The sequence below is a fragment of the Pseudomonas sp. MOIL14HWK12:I2 genome, assembly GCF_000510745.1.
Taxonomy (GTDB): Bacteria; Pseudomonadota; Gammaproteobacteria; order Pseudomonadales; family Pseudomonadaceae; genus Chryseomonas; species Chryseomonas oryzihabitans.
On the sequence record NZ_AZOA01000011.1, the window covers coordinates 124518 to 138455 of the forward strand.

Annotated in this window: 20 protein-coding genes; 1 reads left to right on the plus strand and 19 read right to left on the minus strand. The window is 66.5% G+C overall.

Translation table 11 applies throughout. From position 1 onward, the window contains the following. Nucleotides 1-41 precede the first annotated feature (41 nt). The 10 genes from ndk to trmJ all read right to left on the minus strand — a co-directional run bounded on the left by ndk (nucleotide 42) and on the right by trmJ (nucleotide 6923). Nucleotides 42-473 (minus strand): nucleoside-diphosphate kinase, encoded by a 432-nt coding sequence (ndk, locus tag PSK12I2_RS0110415; RefSeq protein ID WP_007162425.1) that lies wholly within the window; start codon nucleotides 471-473, stop codon nucleotides 42-44. Between the two features lie 91 nt (nucleotides 474-564). Next, nucleotides 565-765 (minus strand): Fe-S cluster assembly protein IscX, encoded by a 201-nt coding sequence (gene iscX, locus PSK12I2_RS0110420; protein WP_007162424.1) that lies wholly within the window; start codon nucleotides 763-765, stop codon nucleotides 565-567. An 11-nt stretch (nucleotides 766-776) separates the two neighbouring features. Continuing rightward, nucleotides 777-1115 carry an ISC system 2Fe-2S type ferredoxin gene (gene fdx, locus PSK12I2_RS0110425; RefSeq protein WP_007162423.1) on the minus strand — a complete coding sequence of 113 codons (339 nt, stop codon included), beginning with the start codon at nucleotides 1113-1115 and terminating at the stop codon, nucleotides 777-779. A gap of 7 nt (nucleotides 1116-1122) precedes the next feature. Beyond that, entirely contained in the window at nucleotides 1123-2982 is a 1860-nt protein-coding gene (hscA, locus tag PSK12I2_RS0110430; RefSeq protein WP_027598343.1) for a Fe-S protein assembly chaperone HscA, read from the minus strand. A 45-nt stretch (nucleotides 2983-3027) separates the two neighbouring features. Continuing rightward, nucleotides 3028-3549: a co-chaperone HscB gene (gene hscB / locus PSK12I2_RS0110435; protein ID WP_027598344.1), complete on the minus strand. Its 522-nt coding sequence runs from the start codon at nucleotides 3547-3549 to the stop codon at nucleotides 3028-3030. Nucleotides 3550-3557: 8 nt separating this feature from the next. Then, on the minus strand, nucleotides 3558-3881 hold the full coding sequence (iscA, locus tag PSK12I2_RS0110440) for an iron-sulfur cluster assembly protein IscA (RefSeq protein WP_007162420.1): 324 nt from the start codon (nucleotides 3879-3881) through the stop codon (nucleotides 3558-3560). A gap of 9 nt (nucleotides 3882-3890) precedes the next feature. Continuing rightward, nucleotides 3891-4277: a Fe-S cluster assembly scaffold IscU gene (iscU, locus tag PSK12I2_RS0110445; RefSeq protein WP_007162419.1), complete on the minus strand. Its 387-nt coding sequence runs from the start codon at nucleotides 4275-4277 to the stop codon at nucleotides 3891-3893. Between the two features lie 29 nt (nucleotides 4278-4306). Beyond that, nucleotides 4307-5521, minus strand: coding sequence for an IscS subfamily cysteine desulfurase (locus tag PSK12I2_RS0110450; RefSeq protein ID WP_007162418.1), 1215 nt, complete (start codon nucleotides 5519-5521; stop codon nucleotides 4307-4309). Between the two features lie 31 nt (nucleotides 5522-5552). Next, entirely contained in the window at nucleotides 5553-6050 is a 498-nt protein-coding gene (iscR, locus tag PSK12I2_RS0110455) for a Fe-S cluster assembly transcriptional regulator IscR (protein ID WP_027598345.1), read from the minus strand. 84 nt (nucleotides 6051-6134) lie between these two features. Continuing rightward, nucleotides 6135-6923, minus strand: coding sequence for a tRNA (cytosine(32)/uridine(32)-2'-O)-methyltransferase TrmJ (gene trmJ, locus PSK12I2_RS0110460; RefSeq protein ID WP_027598346.1), 789 nt, complete (start codon nucleotides 6921-6923; stop codon nucleotides 6135-6137). Between the two features lie 140 nt (nucleotides 6924-7063). On the opposite strand from trmJ, the gene suhB reads away from it, so the two are divergent. Further along, nucleotides 7064-7879, plus strand: coding sequence for an inositol-phosphate phosphatase (gene suhB, locus PSK12I2_RS0110465; RefSeq protein WP_027598347.1), 816 nt, complete (start codon nucleotides 7064-7066; stop codon nucleotides 7877-7879). A gap of 94 nt (nucleotides 7880-7973) precedes the next feature. Here the strand turns inward: suhB and PSK12I2_RS0110470 are convergent, their stop codons facing one another. From PSK12I2_RS0110470 to PSK12I2_RS0110510, 9 genes are all read right to left on the minus strand, one after another. After that, complete coding sequence (locus tag PSK12I2_RS0110470) at nucleotides 7974-8378, minus strand: ClpXP protease specificity-enhancing factor (RefSeq protein ID WP_007162414.1); 405 nt, start codon at nucleotides 8376-8378, stop codon at nucleotides 7974-7976. Nucleotides 8379-8389: 11 nt separating this feature from the next. Next, on the minus strand, nucleotides 8390-9004 hold the full coding sequence (locus PSK12I2_RS0110475; RefSeq protein WP_027598348.1) for a glutathione S-transferase N-terminal domain-containing protein: 615 nt from the start codon (nucleotides 9002-9004) through the stop codon (nucleotides 8390-8392). A gap of 72 nt (nucleotides 9005-9076) precedes the next feature. Next, a complete protein-coding gene (locus PSK12I2_RS0110480; RefSeq protein ID WP_027598349.1) occupies nucleotides 9077-9739 on the minus strand; it encodes a cytochrome c1 in 663 nt (220 codons plus the stop codon). Then, nucleotides 9736-10929 carry a cytochrome bc complex cytochrome b subunit gene (locus tag PSK12I2_RS0110485; protein ID WP_027598350.1) on the minus strand — a complete coding sequence of 398 codons (1194 nt, stop codon included), beginning with the start codon at nucleotides 10927-10929 and terminating at the stop codon, nucleotides 9736-9738. The genes PSK12I2_RS0110480 and PSK12I2_RS0110485 overlap by 4 nt, the downstream gene beginning before the upstream one ends. Then, nucleotides 10926-11498, minus strand: coding sequence for a ubiquinol-cytochrome c reductase iron-sulfur subunit (gene petA, locus PSK12I2_RS0110490; RefSeq protein ID WP_027598351.1), 573 nt, complete (start codon nucleotides 11496-11498; stop codon nucleotides 10926-10928). Before petA ends, PSK12I2_RS0110485 begins: the two co-directional genes overlap by 4 nt. Next, nucleotides 11495-12517, minus strand: coding sequence for a UDP-N-acetylmuramate dehydrogenase (murB, locus tag PSK12I2_RS0110495; protein WP_027598352.1), 1023 nt, complete (start codon nucleotides 12515-12517; stop codon nucleotides 11495-11497). The genes petA and murB overlap by 4 nt, the downstream gene beginning before the upstream one ends. Then, complete coding sequence (locus PSK12I2_RS0110500; protein WP_027598353.1) at nucleotides 12507-12974, minus strand: low molecular weight protein-tyrosine-phosphatase; 468 nt, start codon at nucleotides 12972-12974, stop codon at nucleotides 12507-12509. The genes murB and PSK12I2_RS0110500 overlap by 11 nt, the downstream gene beginning before the upstream one ends. A 6-nt stretch (nucleotides 12975-12980) precedes the next feature. Further along, complete coding sequence (gene kdsB / locus PSK12I2_RS0110505) at nucleotides 12981-13745, minus strand: 3-deoxy-manno-octulosonate cytidylyltransferase (protein WP_027598354.1); 765 nt, start codon at nucleotides 13743-13745, stop codon at nucleotides 12981-12983. Further along, nucleotides 13742-13927: a Trm112 family protein gene (locus tag PSK12I2_RS0110510; protein ID WP_007162406.1), complete on the minus strand. Its 186-nt coding sequence runs from the start codon at nucleotides 13925-13927 to the stop codon at nucleotides 13742-13744. Before PSK12I2_RS0110510 ends, kdsB begins: the two co-directional genes overlap by 4 nt. Nucleotides 13928-13938 lie beyond the last annotated feature (11 nt).

Consider the following 13938-nt stretch of genomic DNA (forward strand, 5'->3'; position numbering starts at 1 on the left):
CAGGAAGGCGGGCTGGCCGCTTCCCTGGCCAGCGCTCATCCTTAGCGGATGCGCTCGCAGACTTCGGTGGCTGCGAAGAAGTAGGAGATCTCGCGAGCGGCGGACGCTTCGGAGTCCGAACCGTGGACGGCGTTCTCGTCGATGGAGACGGCGAAGTCGGCACGGATGGTACCGGCGTCGGCCTTCTTGGGATCGGTGGCGCCCATCAGCTCACGGTTCTTGGCGATGGCGTTGTCGCCTTCCAGCACCTGGACCACGACCGGACCGGAGGTCATGAAGGAGACCAGGTCCTTGAAGAAGGGACGCTCTTTGTGTTCGGCGTAGAAGCCACCGGCTTCGCGCTCGGACAGCTGGACCATCTTGGCAGCGACGACGCGCAGGCCAGCCTTCTCGAAGCGGGTGACGATCTCACCGACGACATTCTTGGATACGGCATCGGGCTTGATGATCGACAGGGTACGTTGAACAGACATGTGAACTCCGAATGTGGGAATAGAGCAAAAACGAAACCCGCGGATTATACGCGGGTCCCGGTGAAAAGCGTAGCGCGGTACGGGCGATGCGTCAGGCGGACTCTTCGATCCAGGCGGCCTGGATGGCCTCCAGCACCTTCTCGCCACCCCGCTGGGGATCGTCGTCGAATTCCGGCAGCTCCACGACCCAGTTGCGCAGCTTGAGGAAATTCACGTAGCGCGGATCCACGTCGGGATGGGCGTCGTTGAGTTCGATGGCGATATCCAGCACATCGGTCCATTTCAGTGCCATGACAGCTGTCCTCAGTGACCTTCGGAAACCTGGTTGATGGTGTAGCGCGGAATCTCCACCACCAGGTCTTCGCTGCCAACTACCGCCTGGCAGGACAGGCGCGAACGCATCTCCAGACCCCAGGCCTTGTCCAGCATGTCGTCCTCGAGTTCATCGGAAGGCTCGAGGGAGTCGAAGCCTTCCTGGATGACCACGTGGCAGGTGGTGCAGGCACAGGACATCTCGCAGGCGTGCTCGATGTCGATGCCGTTGCGCAGGGCCGCGGCGATGATGGTTTCGCCTTCGCTGGCTTCGAAGACCGCGCCCTCGGGGCAGTGCTCGGCGTGGGGCAGCAGGGTGATCTGCGGCATGATGGAACTACTCCTCGATATCGTTGAGACGACGACCCGCCAGGGCCGCCTTGACCGAGGCGTTCATCCGCCGGGCGGCGAAGGCATCGGTTACGTGAGAAAGACGCTTGGTCTGGTCTTCGAGCGCCTGGACGTCGGTGGCGTCCAGCAGCTCGGCCAGCCGGCCGATTTCCAGCTCGATCACCTGACGCTCCTCGGCGTCCAGCAGGCGCTCGCCATCGGCGGCCAGCGCGGCGGTGACCGCCTCGATCAGCCGCCGGGCCTCGACCTGCTGCTCGCGCAGCGCGCGGGCCTGCATGTCGTCTCCGGCATGGCGGAAGGAGTCCTGCAGCATGTTGGCGATCTCGCCATCGGTCAGGCCATAGGACGGCTTGACCTGGACGCTGGCTTCCACGCCGCTGGACAGCTCGCGGGCGCTAACGCCGAGCAGGCCGTCGGCATCGACCTGGAAGGTGACGCGGATCTTGGCGGCCCCGGCGACCATGGGCGGAAAGCCACGCAGCTCGAAGCGCGCCAGGGAACGGGCGTCCTTGACCAGCTCGCGCTCGCCCTGCAGCACATGCACCAGCATGGCGGTCTGGCCGTCGCGATAGGTGGTGAAATCCTGACCCCGCGCCACCGGGATGGTGGTGTTGCGCGGAATGATCTTTTCCATCAGGCCGCCCATGGTCTCGAGTCCCAGGGACAGCGGGATGACGTCCAGCAGCAGCAGTTCTTCGCCGGCGCGGTTGCCGGCCAGGGAATCGGCCTGCAGGGCGGCGCCGATGGCGACCACGCGATCCGGATCGATGTCGGTGAGCGGGGTGCAGTCGAACAGCTCACCCACGGCTTCACGGACATAGGGCACGCGGGTGGAACCGCCGACCATGACCACGGCGCGGATATCCGCCGGCTCCACGTCCGCATCGCGCAGGGCACGGCGACAGGCCTTCAGGCTGCGCGCGACCAGGGGTGCGATGAGTGCCTGGAAGGTGCCGCGGTCCAACACGCCCGACCAGTCGCCGTGGCTGACCTCGACGCGCTCGGCGGCCGACAGGGCTTCCTTGGCGGCGCAGGCGCTCTGCAGCAGGCGGCGCTGGGTGCCCGGATCCAGATCGCTGGACAACCCGGCCTGCTGGACGATCCAGCCGGCGATGGCGTGATCGAAGTCGTCACCGCCCAGGGCGCTGTCGCCACCGGTGGCCATGACTTCGAAGACGCCACGGGTCAGGCGCAGGATGGAGATGTCGAAGGTGCCGCCACCCAGGTCGTAGATGGCGACCACGCCCTCCTCGCCCCGGTCCAGGCCATAGGCCACGGCCGCCGCGGTGGGTTCGTTGAGCAGGCGCAGAACATTCAGGCCGGCGAAGCGGGCCGCGTCCTTGGTCGCCTGACGCTGGGCGTCGTCGAAGTAGGCCGGCACGGTGATGACGGCGCCGACCAGCTCGCCACCCAGGGTGGCTTCGGCGCGCTCGCGCAGCACCCGCAGGATGTCGGCGGAGACCTCTACCGGACTCTTGCGCCCGGCAGCGGTATCGATGAAGGGCATTTCCGATTCACCGGCGACGAAGCGATAGGGCAACTGCTCGCCCAGCTGCTTGACGTCGGCGATGCCACGCCCCATGAGGCGCTTGACGGAAAGAATGGTATTGAAGGGGTCATGGGCGGCAGCGGCCTTGGCGCCCGCCCCCACCTCCACGCCAGCGGCGGCGTAGCGCACGGCGGACGGCAGGATCACCTCGCCCTGCAGATCGGGCAGGGTCTCGGCCACGCCACTGCGGACGGCGGCCACGAGGGAATTGGTGGTGCCCAGATCGATGCCCACCGCCAGCTTGCGCTGGTGCGGCTTGGGCGCCATTCCGGGTTCGGCTATCTGCAATAGAGCCATTGGCTAGTCGGCTTATGGTTGTCGGTGCCGGAGCGACACCTGTGATTAATCGTCCAGACGCTCTTCGAGCTGGCGGATCTCGCTGGCCAGCTTGTCGAGAAACTGCATGCGACGGACCAAGCGCTCGGCAGACTCGCGCTGGGCGGGATCCTGCCAGATCGCGGCGAAGGCCTGCTCGATGTCACGCTGCGCATCCTTGAGGCGCTGGCGGAAGGCGGGAATGCCCGCGCTGTCGCCGGCGTCCTGCAGGTCTTCCAACTCCTCGCGCCACTGCAATTGCTGCATGAGGAAGTCGGTGTCCTGGATGGTCGCCTCGAGCGGCATCTCGTGCCCTTCGAGCTCCAGCAGATAGCGCGCGCGGCGCGACGGAGCGCGCAACACGTGATAGGCCTCGTTGAGCTCGGCCGACCGCTCCAGCGCCTGGCGCCGTTCGCGCTCCGGCGCATCGGCGAAGCGATCCGGATGGACCGTGCGGGCCAGATCGCGATAGCGCGAGGCCAGACCCGCCTGATCGATCTCGAAGGCGGGCCTGATCTCGAACAGGGCGAAGTGACAGGGCTTACCCATGGCGGGCCTCAGATGTTGAAGCTTTCGCCGCAGCCACACTCGCCACGCACGTTGGGATTGTTGAACTTGAAGCCCTCGTTGAGGCCTTCACGCACGAAATCCAGCTCGGTGCCGTCCAGGTAGACCAGGCTCTTGGGGTCGATGATGACCTTGACGCCATGGCTTTCGAACACCTGGTCCTCGGCCGCGAATTCATCGACGAACTCGAGTACGTAGGCCAGTCCCGAGCAGCCCGTGGTACGAACGCCCAGGCGGATGCCCTCACCCTTGCCGCGTCCGTCGAGGGAACGCTGCACGTGGCGGGCGGCGGACTCGGTCATGCTGATCGCCATGGTTCCTCCTCAGAGCAGGCCTTTCTTCTGCTTGTAGTCGCTGACCGCCGCCTTGATGGCGTCTTCGGCGAGTACCGAGCAGTGGATCTTCACCGGCGGCAGGGCCAGTTCTTCGGCGATCATGCTGTTCTTGATCGACGCCGCTTCCTCGATGCTCTTGCCCTTCATCCACTCGGTGGCCAGGGAGCTGGAGGCGATGGCGGAGCCGCAGCCGTAGGTCTTGAACTTGGCATCTTCGATGATGCCCTGCTCGTTGACCTTGATCTGCAGGCGCATCACGTCGCCGCACGCGGGAGCGCCGACCATGCCGGTGCCGACATCCGGATCAGCCGCGTCGAACTTGCCGACGTTGCGCGGATTTTCGTAGTGGTCGATGACCTTTTCACTGTATGCCATGGTTCAATCCTCACTCATCAGGGGGTGGGTCAGTGGGCTTGCCACTCGACCTGACTCAGGTCTACGCCTTCTTTGAACATGTCCCACAGCGGAGACAATTCACGCAACTTGTTGACGGCTTCGGTGACCTTGCTCGCGGCATAGTCGACGTCTTCTTCGGTGGTGAAGCGACCGAAGGTGAAGCGGATGGAGCTGTGCGCCAGCTCGTCGTTGCGGCCCAGGGCGCGCAGGACGTAGGACGGCTCCAGGGAGGCCGAGGTACAGGCCGAACCGGACGAGACCGCCAGGTCCTTGAGCGCCATGATCAGCGACTCGCCTTCGACGTAGTTGAAGCTCAGGTTCAGGTTGTGCGGCACACGGTGGATCAGGCTGCCGTTCAGGTAGACCTCTTCCAGGCCTTCGAACTGCCGGTAGAAGCGATCGCTCAGGGCCTTGATGCGGGCATTTTCCTGGACCATCTCTTCCTTGGCGATGCGGAAGGCTTCGCCCATGCCGACGATCTGGTGGGTCGCCAGGGTACCCGAACGCATGCCACGCTCATGACCGCCACCATGGGTCTGGGCCTCGATACGCACGCGCGGCTTGCGGCGGACGTAGAGAGCGCCGATGCCCTTGGGACCGTAGGTCTTGTGCGCCGAGAAGGACATCATGTCGACCTTGAGCTTTTCCAGATCGATCTCGACCTTGCCGGTGGACTGGGCGGCATCGACGTGGAAGAGCACGCCACGGGAACGGGTCAGCTCGCCGATGGCGGCGATGTCGTTGACGGTACCGATCTCGTTGTTGACGTGCATGATGGACACCAGGGTGGTGTCGTCACGCAGGGCCGCCTCGACCATCTCGGGGGTGATCAGGCCGTCTTCGCCCGGCTCGAGGTAGGTGACCTCGAAGCCTTCGCGCTCGAGCTGGCGGGTGGTGTCCAGCACCGCCTTGTGCTCGATCTTGGAGGTGATCAGGTGCTTGCCCTTGTTCTGGTAGAAGTGCGCGGCGCCCTTGATGGCCAGGTTGTCGGACTCGGTGGCACCGGAGGTCCAGACGATCTCGCGCGGGTCGGCGTTGACCAGTTCGGCCACCTGGCGACGGGCGTTTTCCACGGCTTCCTCGGCCTTCCAGCCGAACAGGTGGGAGCGCGATGCAGGGTTGCCAAAGTTGCCGTCCACCAGCAGGCACTCGCTCATCTTCTGAGCGACGCGCGGATCGACGGGTGTGGTGGCGGAATAGTCTAGGTAGATCGGCAATTTCATCGGTTACTCCTAATCAGACGGGCGTCTCTGCTCAGTCGATGGTGGACGCTTCGATTTTTTCGACCGCTAAAGGCGATTGCTTGCTGGCACAGACCTTGGTGTCCTGACGCTTGGCAACCTGCTGGATCTCGTTGCGGGCGACCAGGTCGGCCAGGGTGATGCCACTGAGGAAGGTGTGGATCTGATCGCTCAGGTCGCACCAGAGGTGGTGGGTCAGGCAGGTATCACCCTGGTGACACCCCCCGCTGCCCTGGCAGCGGGTGGCATCCACGGATTCGTTGACGGCATCGATCACCTGGGCGACATGGATACCGCCCATGTCGCGCGCCAGCTGATAGCCGCCGCCGGGACCGCGTACGCTGTTGACCAGCGAGCCGCGGCGCAGCCGGGCAAACAGCTGCTCCAGATAGGACAGCGAAATACCCTGCCGCTCGGAAATGTCGGCCAGCGACACCGGGCCCCGCTGGGCATGCAGCGCCAGGTCGAGCATGGCGGTTACGGCATAGCGGCCTTTGGTGGTCAGTCTCATGACGAACTCGAGCGGGTTGCATCGGATGACCCCGATTATCGGATTCCCGACAAAAAAGGTCAACTTTAAAACCGACCAAATCACTCAGGCATTATCTATCGGGGGGATAGTCCGCGGATGAGATTCGCCCCGGGCGGCCTTCTGGGTTTCGGTGAGGATGCCGCGCAGGATGTTCATCTCCAGCTTGCTGATGCCGGCCCGGCCATAGAGGCGGCGGAGGCGACTCATCAGGTGACGCGGCTTGGCCGGATCGAGGAAGCCGATCTCCACCAGGGTCTGCTCCAGGTGCTCGTAATAGAGCTCCAGCTCCTCCACCGTCACCGGCTGGGTGTTGAGCATGGCGGTGGCCTCGACCTTGTTCATCTTGGTCGGCTGGTTCTGCGCCGCGAGCCAGGCCATGCGCACCTCGTACACCAGCACCTGGACCGCTGCGGCGAGGTTGAGCGAGCCGAAGGCCGGGTCCGAGGGGATGTGCACATGGTAGTGGCAGCGCTGCAGCTCCTCGTTGGTGAGGCCGGCGTATTCGCGACCGAACACCAGGGCTACCTCGCCACCCTGCTCCACCTGGGCCAGGGAGGTGGTGGCGCATTCGCGCGGATCCAGCAGCGGCCAGGGGATGCGGCGATCGCGGGCGCTGGTGCCCAGCACCAGACTGCAGCCGGTCAGGGCCTCTTCCAGGGTGTCGACGACGATGGCGGCGTCGAGCACGTCGTTGGCCCCGGAGGCGCGGGCATTGGCCTCGCCGCTGGGAAAGTCCTCGGGATCGACCAGATAGAGGCGCGACAGCCCCATGTTCTTCATTGCCCGGGCGGCACCGCCGATGTTGCCGGGATGGCTGGTATTGACCAGAACGACGCGGATGTTGTTCAGCACGTGGCTATCCTCGAGCGGACGCGGGAAATCGGCGCCGTATACTACGCCCACACGCGCCCGCTTGCCACGAATACCCCTTCCAGCGCCGCGAAGTCTGCTATCATTGCCGGCTTTCCTTATACAACCCAGGTGATTTATCCATGCAGCCCATGCTGAACATCGCACTGCGCGCGGCCCGCAGCGCCGGTGAACTGATTTTCCGTTCGATTGAGCGCCTGGACGTGATCGCCGTCGACGAAAAAGGCGCCAACGACTTCGTCTCCGAAGTCGACCGGGCCGCCGAGCAGACCATCCTCGCCACCCTGCGCAAGGCCTACCCCACCCACGGTTTCTACGGTGAGGAATCCGGCTACCTGGCGGGCGAAGGCGAAGGCGCCGACTACGTCTGGATCGTCGACCCGCTGGACGGCACCACCAACTTCCTCCGTGGCGTCCCGCACTTCTCGGTGAGCATCGCCTGCAAATACAAGGGCCGCCTGGAGCACGCCGTGGTCCTGGATCCGGTGCGTCAGGAAGAATTCACCGCCAGCCGTGGCCGTGGTGCCGCCCTGAACGGTCGCCGCATCCGCGTCACCAACCGGCGCAGCCTGGAAGGCGCCCTGCTGGGTACCGGCTTCCCCTTCCGTGCCAATGACGTCGATCACCTGGACAACTACCTGGGCATGTTCCGCAGCCTGATCGGCCAGACCGCCGGCATCCGCCGCGCCGGCTCCGCCGCCCTGGACCTGGCCTATGTCGCCGCCGGTCGTTTCGACGCCTTCTGGGAAATGGGGCTGTCGGAGTGGGACATGGCCGCAGGCGCCCTGCTGGTGCAGGAAGCCGGTGGCCTGATCGGTGACTTCAACGGTGGCCACGACTTCCTCGAGAAGGGCCACATCGTCGCCGGCAACCCCAAGTGCTTCCGCGGCCTGCTGACCCAGATCCAGCCGCACCTGCCGGCCTCGCTCAAGCGCTGAGTCCGCCTGGCTTACGAAAAAGCCCCTGCCGGCCATGCCGACAGGGGCTTTTTCTTGCCTGCCGCAAAGAGACTTCGCGGCAGGCCGGCAGGGCTTACTTGACCACTTTCAGACTCGGCCGCGCCGGTGCCGGCTTGGGCGCCTCGGGCTTGCTGCCGCCAGTGTCGGGACCCTGGTCATCCGGCGGGCTGGGCTCGCTGTCGAAGACCATGCCCTGGCCGTTCTCCCGGGCATAGATGGCCAGGATGGCGCCGATCGGGACGTAGAGGTTGTAGGCCACGCCGCCGAAGCGGCCATTGAAGCTCACCGCCTCGTTGTCCATGTGCAGGTCGCGCACGGCACTGGGCGAGGCGTTCAGCACGATCTGGCCGTCGTTGGCATAGCCCGGCGGCACGCGCACCTCGGCGTAGTCGGCATTGACCAGCAGATGGGGCGTGCAGTCGTTGTCTACGATCCACTCGTAGAGCGCGCGGACCAGGTAGGGGCGACTGGAATTCATGGGGTTCTCCTCTAGCGCATCTCACGCTCGGTGACCGAAAGACTGGATCGGAAACTGTCGCGCGCGAACATGCGATCCATGTAGTCCTGTAGCGGCTTGGCGGCCCGGGGCAATTCGACGCCCAGGCGCGGCAGGCGCCACAGGAGGGGGAGCAGGCAACAGTCCACCAGGGAAAAGTCGTCGCTCAGGAAAAAGGGTTTTTCCGCGAAGATCGGCGCCACGCCGGTCAGGCTCTCCCGCAATTCCTTGCGCGCGGTGGCGAGGTCGGCGCCCGGCGCGGCCTGCAGGATGGCGTCCACCAGGCTGCACCAGTCACGGCCGATGCGGTGCATCAGCAGTCGCGACTGGCCACGGGTGACCGGATAGGCAGGGAGCAGCGGCGGATGCGGATAGCGTTCCTCGAGGTACTCCATGAGCACCTCGGTGCCATAGAGCACCAGGTCGCGATCCATCAGCGTCGGCACGGTGCCATAGGGATTGTGCTCGGCCAGCTGCCGTGGACACTCGCCCCGGCGTACGGCGATCAGCTCGCACTCGACGTTCTTTTCCGCCAGGATCAGACGGATCCGGTGGCTGTAGTGATCCTCGGGATCATGGAAACAGGTCAGGCGGGTTATGGCGCCCATGGGTCCCTCCCCCGTTGGGGGCGAAGCTGCAAAGAAGGGATTATCTCGCACCTTGCCGCCCGCCACCTAGTCTCATCGCTCACTGTCGGGCAATCGCCGCCAGAATTCGCGCTTGAGCCAGAAGGCCAGGACGGCGAACAGCAGCAGATAGCCCAGCACCCAGGGCGCGAGGCGCCAGGCCAGGCTGCGCTCGGGCGCGGCGGAATAAGCGAGGTAGGCGACCAGATCGTCGACGGTGCGCGCGAACTGCTCGGGCGTCTGGGCGCCGCTGCCGGGTTCCAGGCGCAGCACGCAACGTCCCGCGCTGCAGTCGCGCACCTGGCGGCCGCGCAGGGCGGCCAGGACGTCGGGCATGCGCGTGCCGGGTGCCCTGAGGTTGTCGACCCCGAGCGGCCGCCCGGGCGCCACATAGAATTCCTGCAGGAAGGCGCGCAGCCAGGCCTCGCCGCGCACCGCGGCGATCAGGGTGAGATCCGGCGGCACGCTGCCAAAGGCACGCCGGGCGTCCTCGGGCTTGAGCAGCCCGAGCATGGGCGCGCTGGGGGTGCGCCCGGGCGCCCAGCTGGCGAGGTCGAGGTGAAGATCGGCGGCGACCCGGTCGAAGCGCTGGTACTCCTGGCCATGGCAGGCCAGGCAATAGCGGCCGAAGCTGATGGCACCGGCCCGGGGATCGCCTTCGGTGCCTATGGCCAGACCACTGCACAGCAGCAGGACCAGCAGCAGAACGCGACTCATGACCGGGACTCCGCTGGCGTACGCGGACGACCCAGACTGCTGTACCAGGGCATGCCCAGCAGGCCGATGAAATAGACACCCGCCGCCAGACGCGCCAGCAGCAGGCGCCCATCGGTCAGGGCGACCACGCCCAGCACGCCCAGGGCGACAAAGGCCAGGCAGGCCAGGTACAGCCCCAGTCGCGCCGGCCAGGCCTTGTGGCGGACCGAGCGGACCGGACTGCGATCCAGCCAGGGCAAGACGAACAGCAGGGCGATGGCCAGGGCCGCCAGGCCGAGACCGCCGGCCTTGCTCGGCACCGCGCGCAGCAGCGCATAGAAGGGGGCCAGGTACCAGGGCGGCGCGATATGTGCGGGAGTCACCAGCGGATCGGCCGGCTGCTGGTTGGCCGGTTCCAGCACCAGTCCGCCCAGGTCAGGCGCCAGCAGCACCACGGCGAGAAAGACCAGCAGGAAGACCGCCAGGCCGCAGAGGTCCTTGAGCGTCAGATAGGGATGGAAAGGCACCCCGGCGGCACCGCTGACATCGCGCTCGTCACCCTCGGGATTGTTCGAGCCGGTCTGGCGCAGGGCGACGACGTGCAGGCTCACCAGCGCAAGGATCAGCAGTGGCAGCCCGACCACGTGCAGGGCCTGGAAGCGGCGCAGGCTGGCATCGGACAGCACTATCCCGCCGCGCAGCAGGTCGGCCAGGGTCGGGCCGATCAGGGGCACGGCCTCGACGGCACTGAGGGACACCTGGGCGCCCCAGTAGGAAAGTTGTCCCCAGGGCAGCAGATAGCCGAAGAAAGCCTGGGCCAGCAGCAGCAGATAGAGCAGCACGCCAAAGCTCCAGACCAGCTCCCGTGGCGCGCGATAGGAGCCATAGAGCAGGCCGCGCAGCGTGTGCAGATAGAGGCAGACGAACAGCGCCGAGGCGCCCACCGCGTGCAGATAGCGGATCAGCCAGCCGAAGGGCACCTCGCGCATGAACAGCTGGACCGAGGAGAAGGCACCCTTCACGGTGGGTTCATAGCCGAACAGTAGCCAGAGTCCGGTCAGCACCTGCAGCGCCAGGATGAAGAGCAATAGCGAGCCGAACAGATAGAAGACGTTGAGGTTGCGCGGCACCCGGTAGTCGCCGAGGTGCCGGCGCCAGAAGGCGCCGATCGGCAGCCGTCGCTCCAGCCAGCCGGGCTCCCTGTCCCTCATGCCGCGCCCTCCCCGTCGCTGCCGATCACCAGCAGGCTCTCGCCTTTGAAGTGATAGGGAGGCACGGCCAGATTCAGGGGTGCCGGCTGGTCGCGATAGACCCGCCCGGCGAGATCGAAATGGGAGCCATGGCAGGGACAGAGATAGCCTTGGTTCGTCGTTGCGGTGTCCAGGGAGGGAATACAGCCCAGGTGGGTGCAGATAGCGGTGACCACGAAGATGTCCGGCCGCCGCGATCTCAGCCGTGGATCGACATAGGGTGGCTGGCTGGATTCCCGGGAATCCGGGTCGGCGAGGCCGGCCTGGTCGGCCAACAGCCGGGCCTGGTCCGCCGCGCTGCGGCGCAGAACGCAGACCGGCTGGCCGCGCCACTGCACCGTGAGTTGCTCGCCTTCGCGCAGGGTTTTGAGATCCACCTCGACCGGCGCCGCCGCCACCTCCGCCGAACGACTGGGCCGCAGGGCGCAGACGAAGGGCACGCTACCCGCCACCAGTCCCAGGCCGCCGACGGCGGAGGTGGTGGCGATCAGCAGGCGGCGGCGTTGGGCATCGGGGGCGTCGTCGGTCACGTCAGGCTTCCCGGCTCCATCTCCAGCGTTACGCCGAAGCGCTCGCGCACCGAGGCGCGGATGCGCTCGGCCAGGGCCAGGACGTCGCGACTGCGGGCGCCGCCGAAGTTGACCAGCACCAGCGCCTGGGCGGCATGCACCCCCACGGCGCCATCGCGATGACCGCGCCAGCCGGCCTGGTCGATGAGCCAGCCGGCGGCCAGCTTGACGCTGCCATCGGCCTGTGGATAGGTCGGCAGACCTGGATAGCGGCCCTGCAGCGCGGCGGCTTCGGCAGCGGTCACCACCGGATTCTTGAAGAAGCTGCCGGCATTGCCCAGCACCGCCGGGTCGGGCAGTTTGCTCTGGCGGATGCTGCAGATGGCCGCGCTGACGGCCTCGGGGGTCGGCTGCGTGACGCCCGCCTCGGTCAGGGCCTGGCGCACCGGACCGTAGTCCAACACCAGCTGCGGGCGCCGACTGAGATGGAAGCGCACCCGCAGCACGATCCAGCGACCAGCCTCGGCCTTGAAGCGACTCTCGCGGTAGGCGAAGGCGCAATCGGCCGGACTGAGGTCATGGAGTTCGCCGCTGTGGCGGTCGAGCGCCGTGACGCCCGCACATCTGTCCTTCAATTCGACGCCATAGGCGCCGATGTTCTGGATCGGCGAGGCGCCCACGGTGCCCGGGATCAGGCTGAGATTTTCCAGGCCGTACCAGCCGTTGGCCAGGGTGGCCATGACGAAGGGGTGCCAGGGCTCGCCGGCTTCGGCTTCCACCAGCAGGGCATCGCCCTCCTCCGCCAGCAGGCGGATGCCGCGCGAGGTCAGCCGCAGCACCAGACCCTCGACCCGTTCGGGCAGGACCAGATTGCTGCCACCGCCCAGCACCCGCAGGGGTACGCCCAGCTGCCGGGCCACCGCCAGGGCCGCGCGGACCTCGGCGTCACTGGCGGCTTCCAGATAGCGATCGGCTTCTGCCACCAGACCGAAGGTATTGAGGCCCTGCAGCGGAACCAGCTGTTGCAGCTCAGCGACCATGACGGGCAGCCACCTCAGCGACCAGGCCATCGCAGGCGCTTTCCAGCAGGTCGAGGACCCGCTCGAAGCCAGCTGTACCGCCGTAATAGGGATCGGGCACCTCGTCCACCGCCAGGCCCTGGCGCGCCAGGAAGAGTTCGGGCACGGCGCCCTCGTCCGGACGCAACTGTTCCAGCCAGGCGAGGTTGTCCTGGTCCATGGCCAGGATCAGGTCGAAGCGCTGGAAATCGTCCTCAGCGACCTGGCGCGCGCGCAGGTCGGCGATGTCATAGCCGCGACCGGCCGCGGCCTGGATGGCCCGGGAATCCGGTGCCTTGCCGACATGCCAGTCGCCGGTGCCGGCCGAGTCCAGCTCCACAGCCTCGGCAAGGCCGGCGGCGTCCAGCTTGGCCCTGAGGATGCCTTCGGCGGTGGGCGAGCGGCAGATGTTGCCCATGCAGACGAACAGGATGCGCAGGGTCATCTAGGCTCCCAGCAGGCGACGGACGCGTTCGAGATCTTCCAGGGTATCCACGCCGGCCTGGGGCGCTTCCAGGGCATCGGCGACATGGATGCGCACGCCGTGCCAGAGGGCGCGCAATTGCTCCAGGGCTTCGGTCTCTTCCAGGGCGCAGGGACCCCAGCTGACGAAATCGGCAAGGAAGCCGGCGCGGTAGGCGTAGATGCCGATGTGGCGACGATAGGGAAAGCCCTGGGGCAGCTGCGCGCGATCGCTGGCGAAGGCGTTGCGCGCCCAAGGCAGCGGTGCCCGGCTGAAGGTCAGTGCCAGGCCGTTCACGTCGGTGCTCACCTTGACCACATTGGGATTGAACAGGCTATCGACGTCACTGATCGGCTCAGCCAGAGTGGCTACCCCGGCTTCGGGATGGGCGGCGAGGTTGGCCGCCACCTGGTCGATTACTGCCGGCGGGATCAGCGGCTCGTCGCCCTGGACGTTGACCACCAGGGCGTCGCTGGCCAGGCCGAGCAGCTCGGCCACCTCGGCCAGGCGATCGGTGCCCGAGGCATGGTCGGCGCGGGTCAGCAGGACCCGGGCGCCAAAGCCTTCGCAGGCACGCAGGATGTCGTCGTGGTCGGTCGCCACCACCACCTGCGCGGCGCCGCTGCGGCGGGCCTGCTCCCAGACGTGCTGGATCATCGGCTTGCCGGCGATGTCGAGCAGCGGCTTGTTGGGCAGCCGGGTGCTGGCCAGTCGTGCCGGAATGACGACGGTGAAGGCGGCGCTCATTTATCCAGACGCTCGTCCGTGGTGATGATGCGCGCCTCGCTTTCCAGCATCACCGGGATGCCGTCGCGAATCGGGAAGGCCAGGCCGGCGGCCTTGCTGATGAGTTCGGTCTTGTCGTCGCTCAAGATCAGCGGGCTCTTGGTCAGGGGGCAGGCGAGGATGTCCAGCAGCTTGAGATCCATGGGCAGAGGTT

Coding starts and splice junctions, on each gene's coding strand:
- ndk (WP_007162425.1), bottom strand. CDS start 473: ATGTCTGTTCAACGTACCCTGTCGATCATCAAGCCCGATGCCGTATCC.
- iscX (WP_007162424.1), bottom strand. CDS start 765: ATGGCACTGAAATGGACCGATGTGCTGGATATCGCCATCGAACTCAAC.
- fdx (WP_007162423.1), bottom strand. CDS start 1,115: ATGCCGCAGATCACCCTGCTGCCCCACGCCGAGCACTGCCCCGAGGGC.
- hscA (WP_027598343.1), bottom strand. CDS start 2,982: ATGGCTCTATTGCAGATAGCCGAACCCGGAATGGCGCCCAAGCCGCAC.
- hscB (WP_027598344.1), bottom strand. CDS start 3,549: ATGGGTAAGCCCTGTCACTTCGCCCTGTTCGAGATCAGGCCCGCCTTC.
- iscA (WP_007162420.1), bottom strand. CDS start 3,881: ATGGCGATCAGCATGACCGAGTCCGCCGCCCGCCACGTGCAGCGTTCC.
- iscU (WP_007162419.1), bottom strand. CDS start 4,277: ATGGCATACAGTGAAAAGGTCATCGACCACTACGAAAATCCGCGCAAC.
- PSK12I2_RS0110450 (WP_007162418.1), bottom strand. CDS start 5,521: ATGAAATTGCCGATCTACCTAGACTATTCCGCCACCACACCCGTCGAT.
- iscR (WP_027598345.1), bottom strand. CDS start 6,050: ATGAGACTGACCACCAAAGGCCGCTATGCCGTAACCGCCATGCTCGAC.
- suhB (WP_027598347.1), top strand. CDS start 7,064: ATGCAGCCCATGCTGAACATCGCACTGCGCGCGGCCCGCAGCGCCGGT.
- PSK12I2_RS0110470 (WP_007162414.1), bottom strand. CDS start 8,378: ATGAATTCCAGTCGCCCCTACCTGGTCCGCGCGCTCTACGAGTGGATC.
- PSK12I2_RS0110475 (WP_027598348.1), bottom strand. CDS start 9,004: ATGGGCGCCATAACCCGCCTGACCTGTTTCCATGATCCCGAGGATCAC.
- PSK12I2_RS0110480 (WP_027598349.1), bottom strand. CDS start 9,739: ATGAGTCGCGTTCTGCTGCTGGTCCTGCTGCTGTGCAGTGGTCTGGCC.
- PSK12I2_RS0110485 (WP_027598350.1), bottom strand. CDS start 10,929: ATGAGGGACAGGGAGCCCGGCTGGCTGGAGCGACGGCTGCCGATCGGC.
- murB (WP_027598352.1), bottom strand. CDS start 12,517: ATGGTCGCTGAGCTGCAACAGCTGGTTCCGCTGCAGGGCCTCAATACC.
- kdsB (WP_027598354.1), bottom strand. CDS start 13,745: ATGAGCGCCGCCTTCACCGTCGTCATTCCGGCACGACTGGCCAGCACC.
- PSK12I2_RS0110510 (WP_007162406.1), bottom strand. CDS start 13,927: ATGGATCTCAAGCTGCTGGACATCCTCGCCTGCCCCCTGACCAAGAGC.